We start from the raw sequence: 24,290 nt of genomic DNA, 5'->3' as shown, positions 1-24,290 counted from the left end.
TGGATTTTTTTATGCTTCTCCCGTGGGCCCAAAATTCATCGGTATTGCTGGCTGTTCGTAATCCCTAATGGTTCCGTGGGCCTTCTCAAAGCGCTGTACATTTTCATTGAGCGCCTTTAAGAACTTTTTGGCATGTTGTGGCGTCAAAATAATTCTACTTTTGACCTTGGCCTTTGGAGCACCCGGCATCATACTTATGAAATCTACAACAAATTCAGAAACAGAATGATTTATAATGGCCAAATTGGAATATGTCCCTTCGGCGGTCTTTTCATCCAGCTCTATATTGATTTGCTTTTGTTTTTGATTTTTAGTTTCACTCATACTTGTAAGTAAAAAAATAACAATTAAAAAAGCCCTCGCATTAACGAGGGCTCTTAACTTTAAAATCTCAAGGCCTCTTTTCTGGCCATTATCTCATCATATTCTTCCTTAGATCCAACTATGATGTTCTCATAGTCCCTCATACCTGTACCTGCTGGTATTTTATGTCCTACAATTACATTTTCCTTCAATCCTTCTAAGGTGTCCACCTTACCACTTACAGCAGCTTCGTTCAGTACCTTGGTCGTTTCCTGGAAGGAAGCAGCGGATATAAACGATTTAGTTTGTAGGGAAGCACGGGTAATACCCTGCAAAATTGGCGTTGCGGTTGCCGCGATGGCATCCCTAGCCTCTACCAACGCCTTGTCGCCACGTTTTAAAATGGAATTCTCGTCACGTAGTTCGCGAAGCGTAACGATTTGACCTGGTTTAAGGTTTTCGGAATCACCGGCATCCATCACCACTTTCTTACCAAAAATCTCATCGTTCTCAATAATGAAATCATCTTTGTGAATCAATTGGTTTTCCAAGAAAATAGTATCTCCCGGATCTTCGATTCTTACCTTACGCATCATCTGCCGTACGACGACCTCAAAGTGTTTATCGTTGATTTTTACACCTTGCAAACGATATACCTCTTGTACCTCATTTACCAGGTATTGCTGTACTGCGGATGGTCCTTTGATAGCCAAGATATCCTCTGGTGTAATAGATCCATCGGATAATGGCATACCAGCTCTAACGTAGTCATTTTCCTGAACAAGAATCTGGTTAGAAAGTTTCACAAGATATTTTTTTATCTCGCCCAATTTTGATTCGATAATGATTTCTCGGTTACCCCTTTTTATCTTACCGAAAGAAACAACACCGTCTATCTCAGAAACTACTGCTGGATTCGATGGGTTACGCGCCTCGAACAATTCCGTTACCCTTGGAAGTCCACCCGTAATATCCCCCGCTTTGGCCGATTTACGCGGTATTTTAACCAAGATCTTACCTTCTTTTATCTTATCGCCATTGTCCACCATAATGTGCGAACCAACAGGTAAGTTATAGGAACGTAGCGTCTCTCCTTTAGTATCCTGAATAAGAAGCGTTGGAATCAACTTTTTGTTTCTTGATTCGGAAATTACCTTCTCCTGGAAACCTGTTTGTTCGTCGATCTCTACTTGATAGGTAACACCTTGCTCAATGTTTTCGTACGCAATTTTTCCTGGAAATTCAGAAACGATAACACCATTATAGGGATCCCAAGAACAAATCACATCACCTTTTTGAACTTTGGCACCATCCTCCACAAAGAGTTGTGAACCGTATGGGATATTGTTCGTACTTAAGGTAATTCCAGTTTTGGCATCCACTACCTTGATTTCGGTTGTTCTGGAAATTACGATATCTACGGGCTTACCTTCAGAGTTTTCACCTTTTACGGTTCTCAAATCCTCAATCTCGGCAATACCGGAGAATCTAGCTTCTAATTTATTATCCTCTGAAATGTTTCCGGCGATACCACCCACGTGGAAAGTACGAAGCGTTAACTGTGTACCTGGTTCACCAATGGACTGCGCAGCGACAACACCAACGGCCTCACCCCTTTGAACCATCTTATTCGTAGAAAGGTTCCTTCCATAACATTTGGCACATATACCTTGTTGCGCCTCACAAGTCAGTGCAGAACGAACCTCAACCGTTTCTATAGGCGAAGCTTCAATTTTCTTGACATCGGACTCCATGATTTCCTGACCGGCCTTCAATAACATCTCCTCAGAAATTGGGTCATACACATCGTGCAAGGATACACGACCAAGTATTCTTTCTCCCAAGGACTCCACTATTTCCTCGTTTTTCTTCAATGCCTGAACCTCTACGCCTCGTAAGGTTTCACAATCCTCGATATTGATAATAACATCTTGGGAAACATCCACCAAACGACGCGTTAGATAACCGGCATCAGCTGTTTTAAGAGCCGTATCCGCAAGTCCCTTACGTGCACCGTGCGTAGAAATAAAGTATTCAAGAATTGAAAGACCTTCCTTAAAGTTGGAAAGAATCGGGTTTTCAATAATCTCTCCACCACCTGCAGTCGATTTCTTCGGCTTCGCCATCAATCCTCGCATACCTGTCAACTGACGAATCTGTTCCTTGGAACCCCTAGCTCCCGAATCAAGCATCATGTACACAGAGTTAAAGCCTTGCTGATCTTCCCTGATACGCTTCATGGCCAATTCGGTCAACATTGCGTTCGTGGACGTCCACACATCGATTACCTGATTGTAACGTTCGTTATTGGTTATAAGACCCATGTTATAGTTGGCCATAATACCATCAACCTGACCATTGGCATCATTGATCATATCGTGCTTTTCTTCGGGGATAATGATATCCCCCAAGCTAAAGGACAATCCGCCTTTAAAAGCGAACTCGTATCCCATAGTCTTGATCTTGTCCAAGAAATCCGCAGTAGTTGGCACATCGGTAACGGAAAGAATGTCACCAATGATATCCCTTAGAGATTTCTTGTTCAATACCTTATTGATATAACCGGCAGCTTCGGGCACTTCCATGTTGAACAATACCCTTCCCACGGTAGTTGGAATAATCTGGTATACCAATTCTCCTGCTTCATTAAAATCCTTCGCCCTAACTTTAATACCGGCGTTCAACGCGACTTTTCCTTCGTTGAAAGCGATTTCCACTTCTTCTGCGGAATAGAAAGTCAAACCTTCACCTTTTACTGGAACTTCCGGCGTAGATTTACGCTCTTTTGTCATATAATACAGACCCAAGACCATATCCTGGGAAGGTACCGTAATTGGCGAACCATTTGCCGGGTTCAAGATATTATGGGAAGCCAACATCAAAAGTTGTGCTTCCAAAATGGCCTCAGGGCCCAACGGAAGGTGAACCGCCATCTGGTCACCATCAAAATCCGCGTTAAAGGCGGTACAAACCAATGGGTGCAAACGAATAGCCTTACCTTCAATCAATTTGGGCTGAAATGCCTGAATACCCAATCTGTGTAATGTAGGGGCACGGTTCAGCAATACCGGATGTCCTTTCAGGACATTTTCCAAAATATCCCAAACAACAGGCTCTTTCTTATCTATTATTTTCTTGGCGGACTTCACCGTTTTTACAATACCCCTTTCAATCAATTTCCTAATTACGAAAGGCTTGTATAGCTCGGCAGCCATATCTTTTGGAAGACCACATTCGAACAATTTCATTTCAGGTCCTACAACGATAACCGAACGTGCGGAGTAATCCACCCGCTTACCAAGAAGGTTTTGACGGAAACGACCTTGTTTACCCTTCAAAGAATCCGAAAGGGATTTTAAAGGTCTATTTGATTCCGTTTTAACCGCCGATGCTTTTCTTGTATTGTCAAAAAGAGAATCCACGGCTTCCTGAAGCATACGTTTCTCGTTTCTTAGAATAACTTCCGGTGCCTTTATCTCAACCAACCTCTTTAAACGATTGTTTCTGATAATAACCCTTCTGTAAAGGTCGTTCAAATCGGAAGTTGCGAAACGACCACCATCCAAAGGAACCAACGGTCTTAATTCTGGCGGAATAACCGGAATAACCTTCATGATCATCCACTCTGGAAGGTTCTCACGATTGTCCTGGGACTCCCTTAAGGCCTCAACAACTTGAAGTCTCTTTAGAGCCTCGGTTTTTCTTTGTTTGGAAGTCTCCGTATTTGCCTTGTGCCTCAATTCAAAAGATAGTTCCTTTAAATTGATTCTGCCCAAAAGATCTATCAAACATTCCGCACCCATCTTGGCGATAAACTTGTTCGGATCGGTATCCTCCAAGTATTGATTCTCTTGTGGAATGGACTCCAAAATGTTCAGATATTCCTCTTCAGTCAAGAAATCCATTTTTTGGATTTCCTCTCCCTCTGGACCTTTGGCGATACCAGGCTGAATTACTACATACCTTTCGTAGTAGATGATCATATCCAATTTCTTGGAAGGCAGCCCTAACAAGTACCCGATTTTATTCGGTAAGGAACGGAAATACCAAATATGTGCGACAGGAACCACTAAATTGATATGACCTACCCTATCCCTACGTACCTTTTTCTCGGTAACTTCAACACCACATCGGTCACAAACAATACCTCGGTAACGGATTCTCTTATACTTTCCACACGCACATTCGTAGTCCTTCACAGGTCCGAATATACGCTCACAGAACAATCCGTCACGTTCCGGTTTGTGGGTTCTATAATTGATTGTTTCAGGCTTTAAAACCTCACCTCTGGACTCTGCCAAAATTGCTTCGGGCGAAGCCAATCCGATTGAAATTTTATCAAACCTTTTTACTTGGTTATTATCTTTTAATCTAGCCATAATAGCGTACTGATAATGATTTTAAATGTGTTTAAAACAGCCTCTTAAAGACCATCGTTATTCTTCCAACCTGATATCCAAGCCTAATCCCTTAAGCTCGTGCATCAATACGTTGAAAGATTCTGGCAAACCAGGTTCCGGCATCGTCTCACCTTTTACGATGGATTCGTAGGTCTTGGCCCTTCCGATAACATCATCCGATTTAACAGTCAATATTTCACGTAAGGTTGCCGATGCACCGTATGCCTCCAAGGCCCAAACTTCCATCTCCCCAAAACGCTGACCACCAAATTGTGCTTTACCACCCAATGGCTGTTGCGTAATCAAAGAGTAAGGTCCTATGGAACGTGCATGCATCTTATCATCTACCATGTGACCTAATTTCAGCATGTAGATAACACCAACTGTTGCCGGCTGGTCAAAACGCTGCCCTGTACCACCATCATAAAGATGTGTATGTCCAAATCTAGGGATACCGGCCTCATCCGTATAGGCGTTGATTTCATCCAAGGATGCACCATCAAAAATTGGGGTAGCGAATTTTCTACCTAATTTCAATCCGGCCCAACCTAACACGGTTTCATATATCTGACCAATGTTCATACGGGAAGGTACACCTAACGGGTTCAATACAATATCAACCGGTGTTCCGTCCTCTAAGAAAGGCATATCCTCCTGACGCACGATTCTGGATACGATACCTTTGTTACCGTGACGGCCCGCCATTTTATCACCTACTTTAAGCTTACGTTTTTTGGCAATATAGACTTTGGCCAATTTCATAATACCCGCTGGTAATTCATCCCCAACGGAAATCGTAAACTTATCCCTTCTCAAGTTTCCTTGAAGATCGTTCAACTTGATCTTATAGTTGTGAAGCAAATCGGCAACAGAATTGTTGGTATCCGTATCCGTAGTCCAGCTTCCGCTCACCAAGTGTGCGAAATCGTCCACGGAGTTCAACATCTTCATGGTATATTTCTTACCCTTTGGTAATACCTCCTCACCCAAATCATTCAATACACCTTGGGAAGTTTTTCCATTTACCAGGGTAAACAACTTCTCTACCAGAATATCCTTTAATTCCTGGAATTTTACTTCGTATTCCAATTCCAATTTGGAAAGTTCCTCCTTGTCCTCTGAACGTTTTCTCTTATCCTTCACAGATCTTGAGAAAAGTTTTTTATCGATTACTACACCGCTTAAGGATGGTGAAGCCTTCAAAGAGGCATCTTTCACATCACCCGCCTTATCCCCAAAGATGGCACGTAGCAATTTCTCCTCTGGTGTAGGATCGGATTCTCCTTTTGGCGTAATCTTACCGATAAGAATATCGCCTGGCTTTACTTCAGCTCCAATACGGATCATACCGTTTTCATCCAAATCCTTTGTGGCCTCTTCTGAGACGTTTGGAATATCATGGGTAAGTTCCTCTGCACCTAATTTAGTATCGCGAACTTCCAAGGAATACTCGTCCACGTGGATGGACGTAAAAATATCCTCGCGTACCACTTTTTCGGAAATCACAATAGCATCCTCAAAGTTATATCCCTTCCAAGGCATGAATGCAACGGTAAGGTTTCTTCCCAAGGCCAATTCACCTTTTTCGGTGGCATATCCTTCGCATAATACTTGGCCTTTTTTGACCCTATCCCCTTTCTTTACGATGGGCTTCAGGTTAATACTAGTACCTTGGTTCGTTTTTCTGAACTTCACCAAGTAGTATGTTTTTTCATCCTCGTCAAAAGAAATCAATCTTTCTTCGTCCGTTCTATCGTACTTTATGGTGATTTTTTCAGCATCCACATATTCAATGGTACCATCACCTTCGGCATTGATCAATACCCTGGAATCTGATGCTACCTGTCTTTCCAGACCGGTACCAACAATGGGTGATTGAGGCTTTAGAAGGGGAACAGCCTGACGCATCATGTTTGAGCCCATCAAGGCACGGTTCGCATCATCATGCTCCAAGAACGGAATCAAGGAAGCGGAAATGGATGCAATCTGGTTTGGTGCAACGTCCGTGTAGTGAATCTCTGCCGGATCTACTACTGGGAAGTCACCCTCCTCCCTTGCAATAACCTTATCCGTATCAATCTGTCCATTTTCCTTCAAAGGAATGTTTGCCTGGGCAATTTTCATTCCTTCCTCTTCCTCTGCACTTAAATAGGTGTAATTTTCCAAATCGACTTTGGAATCTTCTACCTTTCTGTAAGGTGTTTCCAAGAAGCCCATAGGGTTTACTTTGGCGAATACCGATAAAGAGGATATCAAACCAATGTTTGGACCTTCAGGAGTTTCGATAGGACATAAACGTCCGTAATGCGTGTAATGAACGTCACGAACCTCGAAGCCTGCCCTTTCCCTGGAAAGACCGCCTGGTCCAAGAGCCGATAACCTTCTTTTGTGCGTAATCTCCGCCAACGGATTCGTCTGGTCCATGAACTGCGATAACTGGTTGGTACCAAAGAAGGAGTTGATTACAGAAGATAAGGTCTTCGCATTGATCAAATCGATCGGTGTAAATACCTCATTGTCCCTTACGTTCATTCGCTCACGGATGGTCCTTGCCATACGGGCAAGACCTACACCAAATTGTTGCGACAATTGCTCACCCACGGTACGTACACGACGGTTTGAAAGGTGGTCAATGTCATCGATCTCCGCTTTGGAGTTGATCAGCTCAATCAAATATTTTATGATGGTAATGATATCCTCTTTGGTCAAGACCTGCTTGTCCATTCCAATATCAAGACCTAACTTCTTGTTCATTCTGTAACGACCCACCTCACCTAGGTTGTAACGTTGATCAGAGAAGAACAATTTGTCAATAATACCCCTTGCCGTTTCCTCATCGGGCGGCTCGGCGTTACGTAATTGTCTGTAAATATGCTCAACAGCCTCCTTTTCAGAGTTTGTTGGGTCCTTTTGTAAGGTATTGTGGATAATAGCATAATCCGACTGTGCATTGTTTTCTTTGTGCAAAAGAATGGTCTTCACATCAGCCTCCAAAATTTCGGCAATATGCTCTTTTTCCAAAACAGTATCACGGTCCAAAATGATTTCGTTCCTTTCAATGGAAACTACTTCACCCGTATCTTCATCCACAAAATCCTCGTGCCAAGTGTTCAAAACCCTTGCAGCGAGTTTACGACCCAATACTTTTTTAAGTCCGGCATTGGAAACCTTTACCTCTTCAGAAAGGTCAAAAATTTCCAAAATATCCTTATCCCTTTCAAAACCAATGGCCCTGAATAAGGTGGTAACCGGTAATTTTTTCTTTCTATCGATATAGGCGTACATAACACCATTGATATCGGTAGCAAATTCAATCCAAGAACCTTTGAAAGGAATTACCCTGGCAGAATACAATTTTGTTCCGTTGGCGTGAAAAGATTGCCCAAAGAATACACCAGGAGAACGGTGCAACTGTGATACAACAACTCTTTCCGCTCCATTTATAACAAAAGTACCACTAGGTGTCATGTAAGGAATGGTCCCCAGATAAACATCCTGTACTATAGTTTCAAAATCTTCGTGTTCAGGATCGGTACAATACAATTTCAACCTTGCCTTTAAGGGAACACTATAAGTAAGTCCACGCTCGATACATTCTTGGATGGAATATCTTGGCGGGTCAATAAAATAATCTAAAAATTCCAGTACGAACTGATTACGGGTATCAGTGATAGGAAAGTTTTCCATGAAGGTATTGTACAATCCCTCATCACCTCTCTGGTCAGATTTGGTTTCAAGTTGAAAAAAATCTTGAAAGGATTTAATCTGAATGTCCAAGAAATCCGGATATTGCGGAGTATTCTTAGCGGATGCAAAATTTATTCTTTCAGTCTGATTTGTGAACATCTACGGACAGTGTTTTGATCGTGAGTACTATTTGGGTGGTATACCCCTTGATATACCTAATTCTATAAAAAGGCTTAGGTCTAACCGCAAAAAGCGAAAAGACCTAAACCAAAAGTAATATGGTTAAAGCTATTATTTAAGCTCAACTTCCGCTCCTGCTTCTTCCAATGATTTTTTGATACCTTCCGCTTCGTCTTTAGCGATACCTTCCTTAACAGCTTTTGGTGCGCTATCAACGATATCCTTAGCGTCTTTCAAGCCAAGTCCGGTCAATTCCTTAACCAATTTAACTACAGCTAGTTTGGAAGCACCTGCTGATTTCAAAATTACATCGAATTCTGATTTTTCCTCAGCGGCCTCACCAGCTTCAGCGGCACCACCACCAGCAGCAACAGCTACTGCAGCAGCAGCGGGCTCAATACCGTATTCTTCTTTTAATATATTGGCTAGTTCGTTTACTTCCTTAACAGTAAGGTTAACCAATTGTTCTGCGAAATCTTTTAAATCTGCCATTTTCTATCGTTTAATAAAATTTTAAAATATACTTAGTTTTTAGTGCGTACTTATTTTTCTGATAATGTCTTAAGGATACCGGCAAGTTTTCCACCGCCAGATTTAAGTCCGGAAATAACGTTTTTCGCTGGAGATTGTAACAATCCAATTACTTCTCCAATCATTTCCTCTTTAGACTTAATGCTTACTAAAGCATCCAAAGTTTCATCACCCACATAAATTGCTTCCTCAACAAAAGCACCTTTCAATAAAGGTTTATTGGATTTTTTCCTGAAATTCTTAATAAGTTTTGCCGGAGCATTACCTACTTCAGAGAACATTAAAGAGGTATTACCCTTTAATACTTCTGGAAGCTCACCAAATTCCTTTTCGGAAGCTTGCATTGCTTTCGCAAGCAATGTATTCTTAACTACTGCCAGTTTGATATTTGCCTTGAAACAAGCTCTCCTCAAATCGGAAGTTGCTCCAGCGTCCATTCCGGAAATATCCGCTAGATATATTATGGAATTTTCACCCAACTGCGTAGTTAAATCCTGTATAACCGTTGCTTTTTCTTCTCTTGTCATAATTGATATTTTTAACCAGCAGTGCTTAAACTGACTTTGGGTCTAATTGAACACTTGGGCTCATGGTGCTGGACAAGAAAATACTTTTCATGTAAACACCTTTAGCAGCGGTTGGTTTCATCTTGTTCAAGGTTTCCAACAACTCCTTTGCATTTCCTGCAATCTTATCTGGAGAGAAAGAAACTTTCCCAATTGCAGCATGTACGATACCAGTTTTGTCAACCTTAAAGTCGATTTTACCCGCTTTAACCTCAGATACGGCTTTGGCAATATCCATAGTCACAGTACCTGTTTTTGGATTGGGCATTAAACCTCTTGGTCCAAGAACACGTCCTAAAGGTCCAAGTTTTCCCATAACGCTTGGCATCGTGATGATAACATCAACATCTGTCCAACCATTTTTTATTCTATCCAAATATTCGTCCAATCCAACATAGTCAGCACCTGCTTCTATAGCTTCGGCTTCCTTGTCAGGAGTAACCAAAGCCAATACTTTTACATCTTTACCGGTTCCATGGGGAAGTGTAACCACCCCTCGTACCATTTGATTCGCCTTACGTGGATCTACACCCAAGCGCACGGCTATATCAACAGATGCGTCAAACTTAGTGCTTGTTATTTCTTTTACTAAAGCAGAAGCCTCTTCCAAGGAATAAAGTTTATCCTTTTCTATTTTAGAGTGCGCTTCCTTTTGCTTCTTTGTCAACTTTGCCATTTAATTGCTTTTAAAGATTTTAAAAAGGTCTTTTACCTGCAACCTTCATACCCATGGAACGAGCGGTACCAGCAATCATACTCATTGCTGATTCGATCGTAAATGCGTTAAGGTCTGCCATCTTATCCTCGGCGATTGCCTTGATTTGATCCCAGGTTACACTACCCAATTTTACTCTGTTAGGTTCGCCAGATCCCTTTTTAATCTTAGCCGCTTCCAATAGCTGAACTGCCGCTGGTGGTGTTTTAACGACAAAGTCGAAAGACTTGTCCTTATAAACGGTGATAACAACAGGTAATACCTTACCTTGTTTGTCCTGGGTCCGGGCATTGAACTGCTTACAGAACTCCATGATGTTAACACCGGCAGCACCTAAGGCGGGTCCAACCGGTGGCGATGGATTCGCTGCACCTCCCCTAACTTGTAGTTTAACTACTTTACCTACTTCTTTTGCCATTGTTTAAAATTAAATTGAAAGTGTGTTAATGGAAGCAACACTACTTTTAAATATGTAACAATTATCTTAAATCTTTTCTACTTGCATATAGCTCAATTCCAATGGTGTCTTTCTTCCGAAAATCTTCACCATAACTTCAAGCTTACGCTTTTCCTCGTTAATTTTTTCTACGGTACCGTTAAACCCATTAAATGGCCCATCGATAACCTTTACAGTCTCACCAAAAACGAATGGTATGGCCACACTGTCCGTATTCACGGTCAATTCATCAACCTTACCAAGCATCCTATTGACTTCAGACTTTCTAAGAGGAACAGGGTCACCGCCTTTAGTTTCACCTAAAAAACCAATTACATTGGTTATGGAACGGATTATATGGACCATTTCACCTCCTAAATTGGCCTTAACCATTATATAACCAGGAAAATAAACCCTTTCCTTGTTAATTTTCTTTCCATTTCTAATTTGAATCACCTTTTCGGTTGGAACAAGAACCTCCTCCAGATAATCCGAAAAACCATGGCGCTCTACCTCACTCTCGATGTAGCCCTTAATTTTGTTTTCCTGACCACTTACAGCCCTAACTACGTACCATTTCTTTTCCAATACTTCTGACATAGAGCTCAAATTAGTTTAATACATAATCAAAATACAGCTGAACGACTTTACTAAAGACCGTATCCACACCCCAAGTTGCCAAAGCGAACAATATGGAAAAAACAGCAACCACTACCATAAGGTTAGAGGCTTCCGCCCTAGAAGGAAGGGTAACATTATTCCTCAATTCTTCAACGGATTCTTTTATGTATGTAAGCATTTCTACTGTATTAGATTTCAAAAATTAGGATTTGTTTACACGACCAACTTCTTAAAACACGGAAAGGAAAATTGCCCTCAACTTCGCTCAGGCAAAACGTCACTTATCCTGATTTTTCTTTGTTCAGCACGGGAGGAGAGACTCGAACTCCCGACACCTGGTTTTGGAGACCAGTGCTCTACCAACTGAGCTACACCCGTATTTGCGTACCACCAAAACTTTGGATGACACGCCTTTATATTTACATTTAAAGGTATCCGTCAATAGACGGACACCCTTAAAATATATAGTACCTTAAAATATTGGATTAATCCAAAATCTTAGTTACCTGACCAGCACCTACTGTTCTACCTCCTTCACGGATAGCGAAGCGTAGACCTACGCTAAGAGCGATGGGCTGAATCAAATCAACAGTAATTGTAAGGTTATCACCAGGCATTACCATTTCTACTCCCGAAGGAAGGGAAATGTTACCGGTAACGTCAGTAGTTCTTACATAGAACTGTGGACGGTAGTTATTATGGAATGGCGTGTGACGTCCACCTTCTTCTTTTTTCAAAATATAGACTTCAGCCTCGAATTTAGCATGTGGCTTAACAGAACCTGGCTTACAGATAACCATACCTCTTTTGATATCTGACTTCTCAATACCTCTCAACAAGATACCAACGTTATCACCAGCTTCACCTCTATCCAAAATCTTACGGAACATCTCAACCCCAGTAATGGTAGAGGACAATTTCTCAGCTCCCATACCAATGATGTCAACAGCATCACCAGTGTTGGCAACACCTGTTTCAATCCTACCGGTTGCCACAGTACCACGACCAGTGATCGTAAATACGTCTTCAACAGGCATCAAGAAAGGTTTATCCACATCCCTAGTAGGCAATTCGATCCACTCATCAACAGCATCCATCAAAGCCATAACGGTATCAACCCATTTTTGCTCACCGTTCAAAGCACCTAGGGCAGAACCAGAAATTACAGGTCCATTATCACCATCGTACTCGTAGAAAGAAAGCAATTCCCTAACTTCCATTTCAACCAACTCCAATAATTCCTCATCGTCAACCATGTCAACCTTGTTCAAGAAAACAACGATTCTAGGAATACCTACCTGACGACCTAATAGGATGTGCTCACGAGTTTGTGGCATAGGACCATCCGTAGCGGCAACCACCAAAATAGCACCATCCATCTGGGCGGCACCAGTAACCATGTTCTTCACGTAATCCGCGTGACCAGGACAGTCAACGTGCGCATAGTGACGGTTAGCTGTTTGATACTCTACGTGCGATGTATTGATTGTGATACCTCTTTCTTTTTCCTCTGGAGCGTTGTCGATAGAATCGAAACTTCTCTTTTCAGAAAGACCTGCGTTAGACAGAACTTCTGTGATAGCAGCAGTCAATGTAGTTTTACCGTGATCCACGTGTCCAATAGTACCAATATTTAAGTGCGGTTTGGAACGATCGAAAGTTTCCTTTGCCATGTTTATTGAATTTTAATCTTAGTTTATATTAGTGTACAAATTTATACCTTAATTGAGCCAATGACGAGATTTGAACTCGTGACCTCTTCCTTACCAAGGAAACGCTCTACCCCTGAGCTACACCGGCGTAAAGTGTCGAATCTACCTAAATGGTAAATTCCTGCCTTCGCAGGAATGACTATAAAGTCAAGAAAACAGGGCCAGGACAAAATTCCGTCCCAACATAACCCTGTATAAACTTAAGACCTATTAAAAAGGGCTTCCAGTTTATTTTGAGCGGGAGACCGGGTTCGAACCGGCGACATTCAGCTTGGAAGGCTGACGCTCTACCAACTGAGCTACTCCCGCTTGTTTAATTTCAAAATTTCAATTTAATACCGATGCTAAAGCTATGTGGGGAGAGCAGGATTCGAACCTGCGAAGACATAGTCAGCAGATTTACAGTCTGCCCTCGTTGGCCGCTTGAGTATCTCCCCGCCTTATCAGTATTTTAAGAACTTTGGAGCCGATGGAGGGACTTCCTTCGACTTCGCTCAGGATAAACTTCTCGCCCCCACAAACAAAAGCGTATTTATTCACTTTTTGGTTGCATCCTGATGCTTTTTCACTATTTCAAGAGCCGATGGAGGGACTCGAACCCACGACCTGCTGATTACAAATCAGCTGCTCTAGCCAGCTGAGCTACATCGGCACTTTTAATGCTTTTTTCGGCACAAAAAAGTCCGCTATTTCTAACGGACTGCAAATGTATAGATTTATTTGTTTTTTCAAAATAAATTTCGAAAAATTTTAATCAAGCATGTGCCCTTAATTTTTGCTTGTTCTTGATCAATTTACGCTCCAAGGAATTACATGCAGTATCTACCGCTTCCTCAAAGGATTTGCACTGCTTTTTTACTACGAAATGGTTCTTTGGAACATTTAACTTAATTTCCACAATCTTGTTCTCTTTAGAACTAGTATTCTCCACCTTTAAATAAACATCGGAACTTATGACCTTATCATAAAACGTCTCCAACTTATCCAAACGGGTTTGCAGAAAATTTATCAGTTTAATATCTGCATTAAAATTCACGGATTGTGCGTTTACTTTCATAAGCTAAAAAATTTGAACGCCCCTTTATCTAGACCAGGGACCGGATTTAACAATCATTTGTTTTTCCCTCTAGGGTGGGAAGAAGCATGTATTCTTTTGAGTTCCGCTATGCTGTTATGCGTGTAAACCTGAGTTGAGGCCAAACTTGCATGCCCCAGTAATTCCTTCACCGAATTTAAATCGGCTCCCTTATTCAATAGATGGGTTGCAAAGGTATGCCTAAGAACATGAGGGCTTTTTTTAACCTTAGCGGAAACCTTTCTAAAATACTTATTTATAATTCTATAAACAAGGGTTTCATATATTTTATTGCCCTTATTGGTCAAGAATAGATAGTCGGTATTTTTAGCTTCGGCGATTGTGTTTCGTTCAGCTAGATAATCGTCAATAAAACGTATCGTCTCCGGTAATAGGGGAATGATCCGTTCCTTGTTTCTTTTTCCCAAAACCTTTACTGTTTTCTCCCCAAGATCTATATCCTTTACTTTAATATTTACCAATTCTGCCCTTCGGATACCCGAAATATAAAGAATATGGATAATGAGCTGATCCCGCAAACCGTCAAAATCCTTGGAATACGGAATTTCGTTCAAAACTTGTTGCATCTCATTTTCAGAAAAAGGCGTCTCTAATTTTTTAGGGGTTTTCAAGGCCTTGTGCTTCAAAAGAGGACTCACCTGTAGTATGTCAATCTTTTGAAGGAATTTATAATAAGCTTTTAAAGAAGCAACTTTTCGATTGATCGTACGGTTTGAAATGCCGATATCGGACATGGACACGATCCAACTCCTTATTATGGTATAGGCGACATCATCGATATCCCCAATGGAATATTCCGATTCACAAAAATCCCGAAATTCAATAAGATCGGTTCCGTAGGCCTGTACCGTATGAACGGAATACTTTTTTTCCAGGGCGAGATAGTCCGTGAATTGATTTAAGTGCATATACCAAAGTTAGGAATTACCGAGAAGAAAACGTCAAAAACAAAAAATCCCGCAAAGTGCGGGATTTGATGCTGTATGTATAAAAGTCTAAATTTCCTCTTGGTCCCTTAGACTTTGAATATACTGTGCTTTCTGTATTTGGGCTCTGCGCTCTACGGAAGGCTTGGTAAACTGCTGACGTTTTCTCAACTGCCTCATTGTACCTGTCTTGTCAAACTTTCTTTTGAAACGTTTTAAAGCTCTATCTATGTTTTCTCCTTCTTTAACTGGTATTATTAACATGGGCTACAACCTCCTTTCTTTTGTGATTAAGGCCGCAAAGATAATAACTAATTTCACATGGACAACATTAATGCCTAATTTGAACAGGAAATTGTCATTAATTCGTTGTAGGCCGATATTCTTTTTTATCTATGATGATCTTTGCAATAATTTCCCGCAATATCTCAGAGGTTCCACCACCAATAGGGCCCAATCTACTATCCCGTAACAAACGGGCCATGGGGTAATCCTCAATGTATCCGTAACCACCCAGAAATTGCAGGCATTCATAAGCGACCTCATCGGCCATTTTTGTGGATTTAAGCTTAGAAATGGTCGCCTCCTTTACAACGTATTCCCCTTTGTCCAATCGGCCTGCCACAAAATAATTATAATGTTTACAAATTTCCATATCGGCATGAAGGTCCACGATCCTATGACGCAAAGCCTGAAATTGATCGATGGTCTTGCCAAACGCCTCCCGTTCGGACATATATTGCAAGGCATATTCCAAGGCATATTCCGCCCTAGCATGTGCGTTGATTCCCATAACAAGACGTTCCAGAGCGAACGCTTCCATGATATATGAGAATCCCATACCTTCCTCGCCCAATAAATTTTCTTCCGGGATTTCAACATTGTCGAATGCAAGTTCGGCAGTATCCGAAGCCCTCCATCCTAGTTTGTTCAGCTTATTTGCAGTTACGCCCTCCGCTTTTCTGTCGACGACAAAAATACTGATTCCTTTATTCCCTGCCGAAGCGTCCGTTTTGGCCGCCAGAATAATATAGTCTCCATAAACACCATTTGTAATGAAGGTTTTTGAACCATTGATTACATAGGTATTGCCCCTTTTTACCGCCGTGGTTCTCATACCTGCGACATCACTTCCGCCATAAGGTTCCGTAACACCAAGGCAACCAATCAATTTACCAACCGCACTTGGCTCAAGATATTTTTTCCTGATATCACCCTTTGCCCTCTTGTTCAAATACGTCATGGCCAGATAAGCGTGTGCCCACATCGCGGCCGCGAAACCACCGGAATTTATCTTTTGTAGTTCCTCCAAAAAAATAACCGTGTAAAAAAGATCCAGACCTAAACCGCCATCTTCTTCCGGTGTAGCGAGGCCAAAATAACCCATCTCCCCAAACTTTTCCCAAATAAACCTTTCGATGGTACCGGTCTGCTCCCATTTTTCAATATGGGGTACTACTTCTTTCTGTAAAAAATCCTTTAGGCTTTGCCTAAATAAAAGATGTTCTTCAGTGAAGTACATATTCTCCATAGCTTTATTTTTTGAGCGACAAATATAAAGGAAATCTATTTATCCGATTGGTTGGAAAATTCTCGATTTGCCGCAATTCATCGAAGGAAGTTATTTCGCCGTTCTCTTCCCGAAACCTGACAATTCCCTCTGCAAGACTTCTAGAAATATAGCCTATTTTAGATAATTCCTTTGCGCTGGCGGTATTAATGTTGACCTTTTCAATTGCTGGTGCCTTCAATACTTTATATCTTTCAAGGACACGTGCGGCAACTTCGGGTTCCAGTCCAAAAACATCGTACAATTGCTCATCCAACAAAAACCCGCCCAATCTGTCCCTGAACTTTATGATTCTTTCGGAAAGTACATTTCCTATACCACGGATTTCCATTAATTCTTGAACGGTAACTTGGTTGAGGTCCTTCAGTGGAATATCAAGGGGCCTCTTGCTTTTTTCGCCAACCTGGGGATTCCTATCAGTGATGCCACTATTTTTGACCCACTCCGGAAACTTGAAATATGGTGACAGCCTATTCAAAAGAGAATCCGAAACTCCTGTTACCTCTTGAAATTCTTCCGTGTTGTTTATAAACCGATTTTGCTCCCTGAACTCGTGAAGACGATCTATCTCCTCTACAGTCATCCCCAAGGTGTAGCCTTTATAGTCCGAAATAAAATTTGGATTGAAGGGGAATATCACCAAATTATCCCGCTTTTTGGTTTCCTCTTTAAGCGCATCTATCTTACCTTGGATTTCCTTATCCAGATGTAAAGAATGGGTAGCCACACTGGAAGACCGCTTGTAAAACCAAAAGGCACCTTGAACAATGATGATGATCAACAACAAAAAGAAAATCCCACTTCGCTCTTGTTTTGTAAACTTTATGTGGGATTTTCTCAATGTTATTCAATTAATCACTATTCCGTAACTGCTTTTACTTTGAGCCTTATTGCGTCCATGTATCTTTTTAACTCTCCTTTTACTTTTGGCGCCAAGATTACTATCCCTATCATATTAGGCACCATCATACCAAAAATCATGGCATCTGAAAACCCAATTACGGAACTCATACTCGCGGATGCTCCCACGATAACGAATAAACAAAAAATGATTTTATAAGTGTACTCCGTTTTCTTCGTTCTCCCAAAAAGATATGCCCACGCCTGATAACCATAATAAGACCAAGAAATTTGCGTACTAAAGGCAAAAAGGACCACGGCCACCGTTAATACATAGGGGAACCAACTAATAACGGAACCAAAAGCACCGGAAGTCAATAAGATAGCATCTGCATCGTTCAACCCAGCATTACCTGGATCTACATTTCCAGTAATGATAAGTACCAAAGCGGTCATTGTACATACTACCACAGTATCTATGAAAGGCTCCAAAAGAGCAACAAGGCCTTCGGAGGCAGGGTATTTTGTCCTAACTGCAGAGTGGGCAATTGAAGCTGACCCAACACCCGCCTCATTGGAAAAGGCGGCCCGTCTAAATCCTTGGATCATAACACCCACTGCCCCACCAACAATTCCTACAGGTGCAAAGGCCCCTTGGATAATTTCATTAAAGGCCCAACCGATCATATCAAATTTGGCCACAAGGACGAAAATAGATGCACCCACATAAATAATGACCATAAACGGAACGATTTTATCCGTAACCTTGGCAATGGATTTGATACCTCCTATTATTACAATACCGACCAAGATGGCCATAACAACACCGAAGGCCCATCTGTAGCCATATAAGAAAGATTCCGTACCTCCGGTCATATTTTCAAAGAGCTGTACCGCTTGATTCACTTGAAACATATTTCCCCCACCAAATGAACCACCAATGCACATTATAGCGAAAGCACCAGCCAATATTTTTCCTAAAGTTTTGTTTTTTAAACCTTTATTTAAATAATACATAGGACCACCAAATATGGTTCCATCCTTACCTACGTCCCTGTACTTAACTCCCAAGGTACATTCCACAAATTTGGAGGCCATTCCCAAAAGTCCGGCTATAATCATCCAAAAAGTCGCACCTGCACCGCCTATTGAAACTGCCACGGCAACACCAGCTATATTTCCCAAACCTACTGTTGCAGATAGCGCCGCAGTAAGTGCTTGAAAATGGGAAACTTCCCCACTCGAACTCTCATCCCTTATGGTATCCAGAATATCTCCGTCAACCACAATTTCATCCTTGTTGTCTGCCAAGTGCTTGTCCAAACTTTCCACTTTGTTCATATCTACACCTGCGGCAATACCCTCTTCCCCATATAATTCCTTGGCACCGTATTTTTCAATATCCTCATACTTACCCATTACCACCTTTATGGCAGTCCACACACCAGTGAAATTGATAAATTTGAAGTAAAATGTAAAAAAACCTGCACCAAGAATAAGTGGAAACAATACCCAATAAATTTTTATGTTCTCAGAAAAAGGTATTTGATAAAAAATAAAGTTTACGAACCAACCAGTAAGATCTCCGAAAACTTGATCAATTTTTTCATCTATTCCAATTTCTTGGGCCTCTTGGGCCATGGATATAAGTGGTAATAGGAACGTACAAAAACTCAGAAGTCTATACTTCATATTCTTTTTTGGATTTTTTAGTTAGTTAGTTTGGCAATATCACAAAAAAAATGAACCCAATCAAATTATAACGTTGAATTAACTCAACTCAATATGGAACATTTCGTTCAACTTTCGAATTTGCTCTGGCCGGCCCAAAACAATCACCTTACTTTTTGGCTGTAACGGAAGGTCTGCTTCCGGATTTATTATATATTCGCCATCAGGTGCGATGTATCCAATGATGGTACACCCGGTTTTTCTGCGCAAATCCAAATCTCTTAAGGAGCTACAATCCATCTGATCGGAAAAATCCTCGATGGCAACTTCCTCCAGATTCGTTGTATGCTCCCCTTCCACGGAGAGTTTATCCATAAACGTTATAAGATCGGGCATAACGACCAATGAGGCCATATGGTCCCCCCCTATTTTATCCGGCATTATCACTTTATTGGCTCCTGCCAACTGTAGTTTCCGTTGAGAGGTTACCTGGGAAGCCCTGCTAATTATAAAAAGGGTGGTATTTAATTGCCGTGCCGAAAGCACCACGAACAGATTGGCCGCATCGTCCGGCAATGTGACAATCAAGTATTTTGCCCTATCAATTCCTGCCGCTAGCAAAACCTCATCTTCGTTGGCATCTCCCTCCATAAAAAGAATATCGTCATCGTATTTTTCCAAAAGCTCCTTGTCCCGTTCGATTACTACGAACGGCTTTTTGTAGGCTTTTAGCCTTTCTGCCGCCTGCATTCCGTTTCGACCAAAACCACAGACTACTACATGGTTTGATAATTTATCGATCGTATTTTTCACTTTTTTCAATTTTAATTTTTGCGGACTGTTTCTACTCAAAAGATATTCCGTTATAACGGAAATGGCAAAACCAAAGATAAAAACACTGGTGACTATCAGGACGACGGTGAAAATCTTTCCTTCGATATCCATGGGGCGTACTTCGGAAAAGCCAACTGTCGTCACCGTAATTATGGTCATGTAGAGAGCATCTATCCATGAATAATCGGCTATATACCGGTATCCCAAAACCCCAAAAAATAGGACCACTACCATTAATAATAGGGCTACATATAGTTTGGAACGAAAGAGCTTTATCATGATTATAAATCAAATACGGAAGTTCTTTTGGTATAGATCAAATCCTTAATCTTTAACCAAAATGCCAAAAACAAGTACAGGGCAAATCCAAATCCAAGGGTTACGAAGGTCAGGTAAATGAAGGAAGTTCGTACCACCCTTGCCCTAATTCCAAGTCGGTCCGCAATCCTTCTACATACCTCAAAACCCCTTTTCTGAAGATAATGCAACAAATTATATAAAATGTCCATAAAAGTAAAATTAGGATTTTAAATTCAATAATCTGTTCCCAACGGCACAGTCAAGACATTTATTCTTGGTACAATAATTAGTGTACAGTTGTAGGATTGCCTGACTTTCAAAAGCCGTACCCACATGAACGCCCAAAAGTTTGAAATTCCCAATGACACCATTTTTTTCTTCGCCTAAATCTTTCATTATGGAAAGTAAGGAATCTGAATTGTAGTTGCCCTTATGTCTGAAATAACAGAACCGTAAGGGAATAATCGTATTTATAATCAAAAGGTCCACAAAACTTTTCGATATAATTTTGGGCGACTTTTGGGATTCCTTGCCAAAATTGTAATGGGTATCCCAATAGGAACTGGCCTTTACCTTGAAGAGGCCATAAAGTTCGATTTCAGGAATATGTATTAGGTCTTGGAACAAATTATGGGAAGAGGCATACAACATCGCAAATTGGGACAAGCGTATGGTTGGAAAATTTGGCGGTCTTAATTTAAAGAAGGAAACGTTTGAAATTGGAATATTCCCCAATTCATATTTGGCATTTAAAAACCTGTATGTAGTCTGCAGTTCCTTATAATAAAAGTCTAGCCCTTCTTCAGATTCCAATAGCCCTGCCATCCCAAATAACAAGCTTTCCAATTCCAAGGGTTTACCCAGTAAGTGCCTTACCTTGGCAAAATCCAAATTCTGGCCTAACTGGAAAAAGGCGTCTCCATTTATTTTTGAGCCGAAGTTTTTCAACAACAAGGTAAACAATACTTTTTCCCAGTCATTTTTAAAGGTTTGAAGAAGATTCTCGATTACCTTGGATTTTTCCTCCAAGCGTTCCAGAAACATACGCTCCAGCCAATTATTGAATTCGAATTCCGGGATTTCTGCAATGTTCTTTTCGCAATTGATAAATTTCCCTGAATTGGCCTTCATCAGTTCCCGATATGTTGCCATCAAATGGGTATCTATTTGATTTTTTAGTTCTAAGGTAGGTATTTCCGTACCATCTTTACGGTATACCGATATATCATCGTTCCAAACAACATGTAGTATAACATTATCATAATTCGAATCCTTCTCATGATGGTGCGCGTACCAGTCCGATGCATTTATATGGATTTCAACGTTCCCCGCCCAAAGCTGATCTCCAATCCGTACCTGGGCATTAAAAAAATCGGGGCCACGCAAATGATTGTGGGAACCTGTATTGATTATGGAGAGATTATCCCCATTCGTGGTCCTTAATCCCTGTTGGGGATACTTTTTAAAATTCCAGATGTAGTGCAACAGGTCTTCGCGCATGATAGAATAAAAAAGACCCGCTAGATGCGGGTCTCCAAGTTAAGAATTTAAATCCATTTTACTCGGCCACTTCGCCTTCCCAATTCATAAATCCTCCCTCCAGATTAAAGGCGTTTTCAAAACCGAGACTGTTCATTATGGCACATGCCTGACCAGATCTGTTGCCGGACCTGCAATAAACGTAGTAGTTCTTTGATTTGTCCATCTTTTCAAGTTCATCTATAAATCCTTGACCTTTGTAAATATCGATATTGACCGAATTGGGTATAAACCCTTCCTCAACTTCGGTATCGGTACGTACATCCAAAATGATTGCATTGTCGTCCTTCTCTAGCCTAGAGGCCCATTCCTCTTGCGATAAGTCTGCCATAATAGTTTTTTTCAAAAATAACGGATCTATTTGAAATCGGTCAAAAATAATTTTAACAAAAAATTAAATCGGTTGGATTAGGATAATTCCTTTGAATCAACATACATTTGTATATACAAATATTGTTTGTACATGAACGTTGAGAAAATCATAAAAACAAAAAAAGAAATTCCCTTGGAAGCAAGGACCATCATTCATCTGACATTGGTTACCAACAAGATCAATGAAATGATGTCGGCCTCGTTAAAACCCTTTGGAATTTCCATTCAACAGTTCAATGTATTGCGCATTTTAAGGGGCCAGGAAAATAAGCCTGCCAACCTATCCACCATAAATGAAAGGATGGTCACGAAAATGAGCAATACTACAAGGTTGGTTGACAAATTGTTGGCCAAAGATTATGTCATCAGAAAAATATGTCCGCAGAACAGAAGGAAAGTAGAAATCAAAATCACTACAAAGGGTTTGGATGTTTTAAATGAAATCGATGGCATAAAATTTGAAATGGAAAAGGACATTCTTAAGAACTTTTCTACGACAGAGTTAAAAGAGTTAAATAGTCTATTGGATAAATTTTAAGGAAATGAAGGACATTATACATGATTTGAATTGGCGCTATGCTACCAAAAAATTCGATACAACCAAGAAGGTTAATTCGGAGGATTTGGAAACACTTTTGGAAGCAACTAGACTGAGCGCCTCATCCTATGGCCTCCAACCTTACCATATTTTCGTAATCGAAAATAAAGAACTCAGGGAAAAATTAAAACCTGTCACATGGAACCAATCACAAATAACGGATGCCTCCCATGTCATCGTGTTTGCCAACAAAAATTCCTTTGGTGAGGATTTGGTAGACGACTATTTGGACAATGTGGTTCAGACCCGGGGCATTACCCACGAAGCCGTTAAAGGGTATTCGGATTTTATGAAGTCGAAACTAATGGGACTCCCCAATGAACACAAAAATAGCTGGACGGCCAGGCAGGTATATTTGGCCCTTGGTAATTTAATGACCGTGGCCGCCTCCATGAAAATTGATACTTGCCCCATTGAAGGTTTTGAGAATGAAAAGTACAATGAAATATTGGGGCTGAAGGAAGCCAACCTAAATGCTTCGGTCGTATTGGCCATTGGCTACAGGGCGTCATCCGATGAAACCCAGCACCTGCCAAAAGTTCTTTACCCAAAAGAAAGATTATTCACCCATTTATAAACAAAAATTAGTATTCAAACATTTAAATTAGAAACATGAAAAAATCAGTTTTAAGCATTGCATTGGCTCTAGTATTCGGATTTTCCGCAACGGCCAACTCCCCAATTGAAAAAGAGAAGAAAGAAGTGAACGTTAGCGAAAGTAAGATTACTTGGAAAGGGTATAAAGTGACCGGTTCCCACGAAGGAACGATCAACCTTAAATCCGGCCATTTGGAAATGGACGGCAACAAACTTACAGGCGGTGAGTTTGTGGTGGATATGACTTCCATTACCAACTTAGACATGGCCGCAGGTGAAGGAAAGGAAAAATTGGAAGGACACTTAAAATCAGACGATTTCTTTGGTGTTGAAAACCACCCGACCGCAAAATTGGTAATCACTTCCGCAGAATCCATGAACAAGAACTCCTATTCCGTGAAGGGAGACTTGACCATCAAAGGAAAGACAAATCCAGTAACCTTTGTGGTTTCCATTTACGAAAATAAGGCCACCGCTACCCTTAAGGTAGACAGGGCAAAGTACGATGTTCGCTATGGTTCTGGAAGCTTTTTTGACAATCTTGGGGACAAAGCGATTTACGATGAGTTTGACTTGGTCGTTGATTTAGCCTTATAAAAGGTAATACACCCATTTTAAATTAAAGTCCCTTGGAAAGTTTTTCTAGAGGGATTTTTTTTGAAAGAAAATTTGAGACTTTCATTTTCCTTTCTATATTTACACCCATGTTAGTAGTAAAAAATATCTGGTGGTGGAACAACTTACGACGGTATTCGTGAGCTGGTTCTCCATGTAAAAAATATAGAGGCTTGTCATC

General features: G+C 40.9%; 23 protein-coding genes and 5 tRNA genes. 3 read left to right on the top strand and 25 right to left on the bottom strand.

Annotated features, from left to right (window positions below):
- Positions 1–9 precede the first annotated feature (9 nt).
- The 25 genes from FEK29_RS16655 to FEK29_RS16535 form a co-directional block, all read right to left on the bottom strand.
- On the bottom strand, positions 10–324 hold the full coding sequence (locus FEK29_RS16655) for a DUF3467 domain-containing protein (RefSeq protein WP_138259567.1): 315 nt from the start codon (positions 322–324) through the stop codon (positions 10–12).
- 59 nt (positions 325–383) lie between these two features.
- Positions 384–4,682: a DNA-directed RNA polymerase subunit beta' gene (gene rpoC / locus FEK29_RS16650; protein ID WP_138259566.1), complete on the bottom strand. Its 4,299-nt coding sequence runs from the start codon at positions 4,680–4,682 to the stop codon at positions 384–386.
- A 57-nt stretch (positions 4,683–4,739) separates the two neighbouring features.
- Positions 4,740–8,549: a DNA-directed RNA polymerase subunit beta gene (gene rpoB, locus FEK29_RS16645; protein ID WP_138259565.1), complete on the bottom strand. Its 3,810-nt coding sequence runs from the start codon at positions 8,547–8,549 to the stop codon at positions 4,740–4,742.
- A gap of 132 nt (positions 8,550–8,681) precedes the next feature.
- Positions 8,682–9,062 carry a 50S ribosomal protein L7/L12 gene (gene rplL / locus FEK29_RS16640; RefSeq protein WP_138259564.1) on the bottom strand — a complete coding sequence of 127 codons (381 nt, stop codon included), beginning with the start codon at positions 9,060–9,062 and terminating at the stop codon, positions 8,682–8,684.
- Positions 9,063–9,112: 50 nt separating this feature from the next.
- Positions 9,113–9,628, bottom strand: coding sequence for a 50S ribosomal protein L10 (gene rplJ, locus FEK29_RS16635; protein ID WP_138259563.1), 516 nt, complete (start codon positions 9,626–9,628; stop codon positions 9,113–9,115).
- 25 nt (positions 9,629–9,653) lie between these two features.
- Positions 9,654–10,343: a 50S ribosomal protein L1 gene (gene rplA, locus FEK29_RS16630; RefSeq protein ID WP_138259562.1), complete on the bottom strand. Its 690-nt coding sequence runs from the start codon at positions 10,341–10,343 to the stop codon at positions 9,654–9,656.
- 19 nt (positions 10,344–10,362) lie between these two features.
- A complete protein-coding gene (gene rplK, locus FEK29_RS16625) occupies positions 10,363–10,800 on the bottom strand; it encodes a 50S ribosomal protein L11 (RefSeq protein ID WP_138259561.1) in 438 nt (145 codons plus the stop codon).
- Between the two features lie 66 nt (positions 10,801–10,866).
- Complete coding sequence (gene nusG / locus FEK29_RS16620) at positions 10,867–11,418, bottom strand: transcription termination/antitermination protein NusG (RefSeq protein ID WP_138259560.1); 552 nt, start codon at positions 11,416–11,418, stop codon at positions 10,867–10,869.
- A gap of 10 nt (positions 11,419–11,428) precedes the next feature.
- The gene (secE, locus tag FEK29_RS16615) at positions 11,429–11,617 is read right to left on the bottom strand and encodes a preprotein translocase subunit SecE (RefSeq protein ID WP_138259559.1); all 189 of its coding nucleotides are present in this window, start codon (positions 11,615–11,617) and stop codon (positions 11,429–11,431) included.
- 127 nt (positions 11,618–11,744) lie between these two features.
- Positions 11,745–11,817 (bottom strand) — tRNA-Trp (locus FEK29_RS16610).
- A 107-nt stretch (positions 11,818–11,924) separates the two neighbouring features.
- Entirely contained in the window at positions 11,925–13,112 is a 1,188-nt protein-coding gene (gene tuf, locus FEK29_RS16605) for an elongation factor Tu (protein ID WP_138259558.1), read from the bottom strand.
- Between the two features lie 55 nt (positions 13,113–13,167).
- Positions 13,168–13,239, bottom strand: a tRNA-Thr gene (locus FEK29_RS16600).
- A gap of 148 nt (positions 13,240–13,387) precedes the next feature.
- A tRNA-Gly gene (locus FEK29_RS16595) sits at positions 13,388–13,460 on the bottom strand.
- A gap of 46 nt (positions 13,461–13,506) precedes the next feature.
- Positions 13,507–13,588, bottom strand: a tRNA-Tyr gene (locus FEK29_RS16590).
- A 141-nt stretch (positions 13,589–13,729) separates the two neighbouring features.
- Positions 13,730–13,803: transfer RNA gene (locus FEK29_RS16585), tRNA-Thr, on the bottom strand.
- A gap of 102 nt (positions 13,804–13,905) precedes the next feature.
- Positions 13,906–14,208: a ribosome hibernation-promoting factor, HPF/YfiA family gene (hpf, locus tag FEK29_RS16580; protein WP_138259557.1), complete on the bottom strand. Its 303-nt coding sequence runs from the start codon at positions 14,206–14,208 to the stop codon at positions 13,906–13,908.
- Between the two features lie 53 nt (positions 14,209–14,261).
- The gene (locus FEK29_RS16575; RefSeq protein ID WP_138259556.1) at positions 14,262–15,155 is read right to left on the bottom strand and encodes a tyrosine-type recombinase/integrase; all 894 of its coding nucleotides are present in this window, start codon (positions 15,153–15,155) and stop codon (positions 14,262–14,264) included.
- Between the two features lie 87 nt (positions 15,156–15,242).
- The gene (gene rpsU, locus FEK29_RS16570; RefSeq protein WP_138259555.1) at positions 15,243–15,437 is read right to left on the bottom strand and encodes a 30S ribosomal protein S21; all 195 of its coding nucleotides are present in this window, start codon (positions 15,435–15,437) and stop codon (positions 15,243–15,245) included.
- Between the two features lie 97 nt (positions 15,438–15,534).
- A complete protein-coding gene (locus tag FEK29_RS16565) occupies positions 15,535–16,704 on the bottom strand; it encodes an acyl-CoA dehydrogenase family protein (RefSeq protein ID WP_138259554.1) in 1,170 nt (389 codons plus the stop codon).
- A 4-nt stretch (positions 16,705–16,708) separates the two neighbouring features.
- Positions 16,709–17,584, bottom strand: coding sequence for a helix-hairpin-helix domain-containing protein (locus FEK29_RS16560; protein WP_240042774.1), 876 nt, complete (start codon positions 17,582–17,584; stop codon positions 16,709–16,711).
- Positions 17,585–17,601: 17 nt separating this feature from the next.
- Positions 17,602–19,275, bottom strand: a complete 1,674-nt coding sequence (locus tag FEK29_RS16555; RefSeq protein WP_138259552.1) for an alanine/glycine:cation symporter family protein — start codon at positions 19,273–19,275, stop codon at positions 17,602–17,604.
- A 78-nt stretch (positions 19,276–19,353) separates the two neighbouring features.
- Positions 19,354–20,367 (bottom strand): potassium channel family protein, encoded by a 1,014-nt coding sequence (locus tag FEK29_RS16550; protein WP_138259551.1) that lies wholly within the window; start codon positions 20,365–20,367, stop codon positions 19,354–19,356.
- Positions 20,368–20,369: 2 nt separating this feature from the next.
- The gene (locus FEK29_RS16545; protein ID WP_138259550.1) at positions 20,370–20,597 is read right to left on the bottom strand and encodes a PspC domain-containing protein; all 228 of its coding nucleotides are present in this window, start codon (positions 20,595–20,597) and stop codon (positions 20,370–20,372) included.
- Positions 20,598–20,607: 10 nt separating this feature from the next.
- The gene (locus FEK29_RS16540; RefSeq protein WP_138259549.1) at positions 20,608–21,888 is read right to left on the bottom strand and encodes a DUF2851 family protein; all 1,281 of its coding nucleotides are present in this window, start codon (positions 21,886–21,888) and stop codon (positions 20,608–20,610) included.
- Positions 21,889–21,946: 58 nt separating this feature from the next.
- A complete protein-coding gene (locus FEK29_RS16535; protein ID WP_138259548.1) occupies positions 21,947–22,258 on the bottom strand; it encodes a rhodanese-like domain-containing protein in 312 nt (103 codons plus the stop codon).
- Between the two features lie 132 nt (positions 22,259–22,390).
- Here FEK29_RS16535 and FEK29_RS16530 point away from each other — a divergent pair, with 132 nt between their 5' ends.
- Genes FEK29_RS16530 through FEK29_RS16520 form a run of 3 tightly spaced genes read left to right on the top strand, consistent with a single transcriptional unit; the run spans position 22,391 to position 24,091 of the window.
- Positions 22,391–22,837, top strand: coding sequence for a MarR family winged helix-turn-helix transcriptional regulator (locus FEK29_RS16530; RefSeq protein ID WP_138259547.1), 447 nt, complete (start codon positions 22,391–22,393; stop codon positions 22,835–22,837).
- A gap of 4 nt (positions 22,838–22,841) precedes the next feature.
- Positions 22,842–23,474: an NAD(P)H-dependent oxidoreductase gene (locus FEK29_RS16525; RefSeq protein WP_138259546.1), complete on the top strand. Its 633-nt coding sequence runs from the start codon at positions 22,842–22,844 to the stop codon at positions 23,472–23,474.
- A 35-nt stretch (positions 23,475–23,509) separates the two neighbouring features.
- Complete coding sequence (locus tag FEK29_RS16520) at positions 23,510–24,091, top strand: YceI family protein (protein WP_138259545.1); 582 nt, start codon at positions 23,510–23,512, stop codon at positions 24,089–24,091.
- Positions 24,092–24,290 lie beyond the last annotated feature (199 nt).

Origin of the sequence: Maribacter aurantiacus (genome assembly GCF_005780245.1) — a bacterium.
GTDB lineage: Bacteria > Bacteroidota > Bacteroidia > Flavobacteriales > Flavobacteriaceae > Maribacter > Maribacter flavus.
The sequence above is the reverse complement of the archived record's forward strand: the minus strand, read 5'-3'. Positions and strand labels throughout refer to the sequence as shown.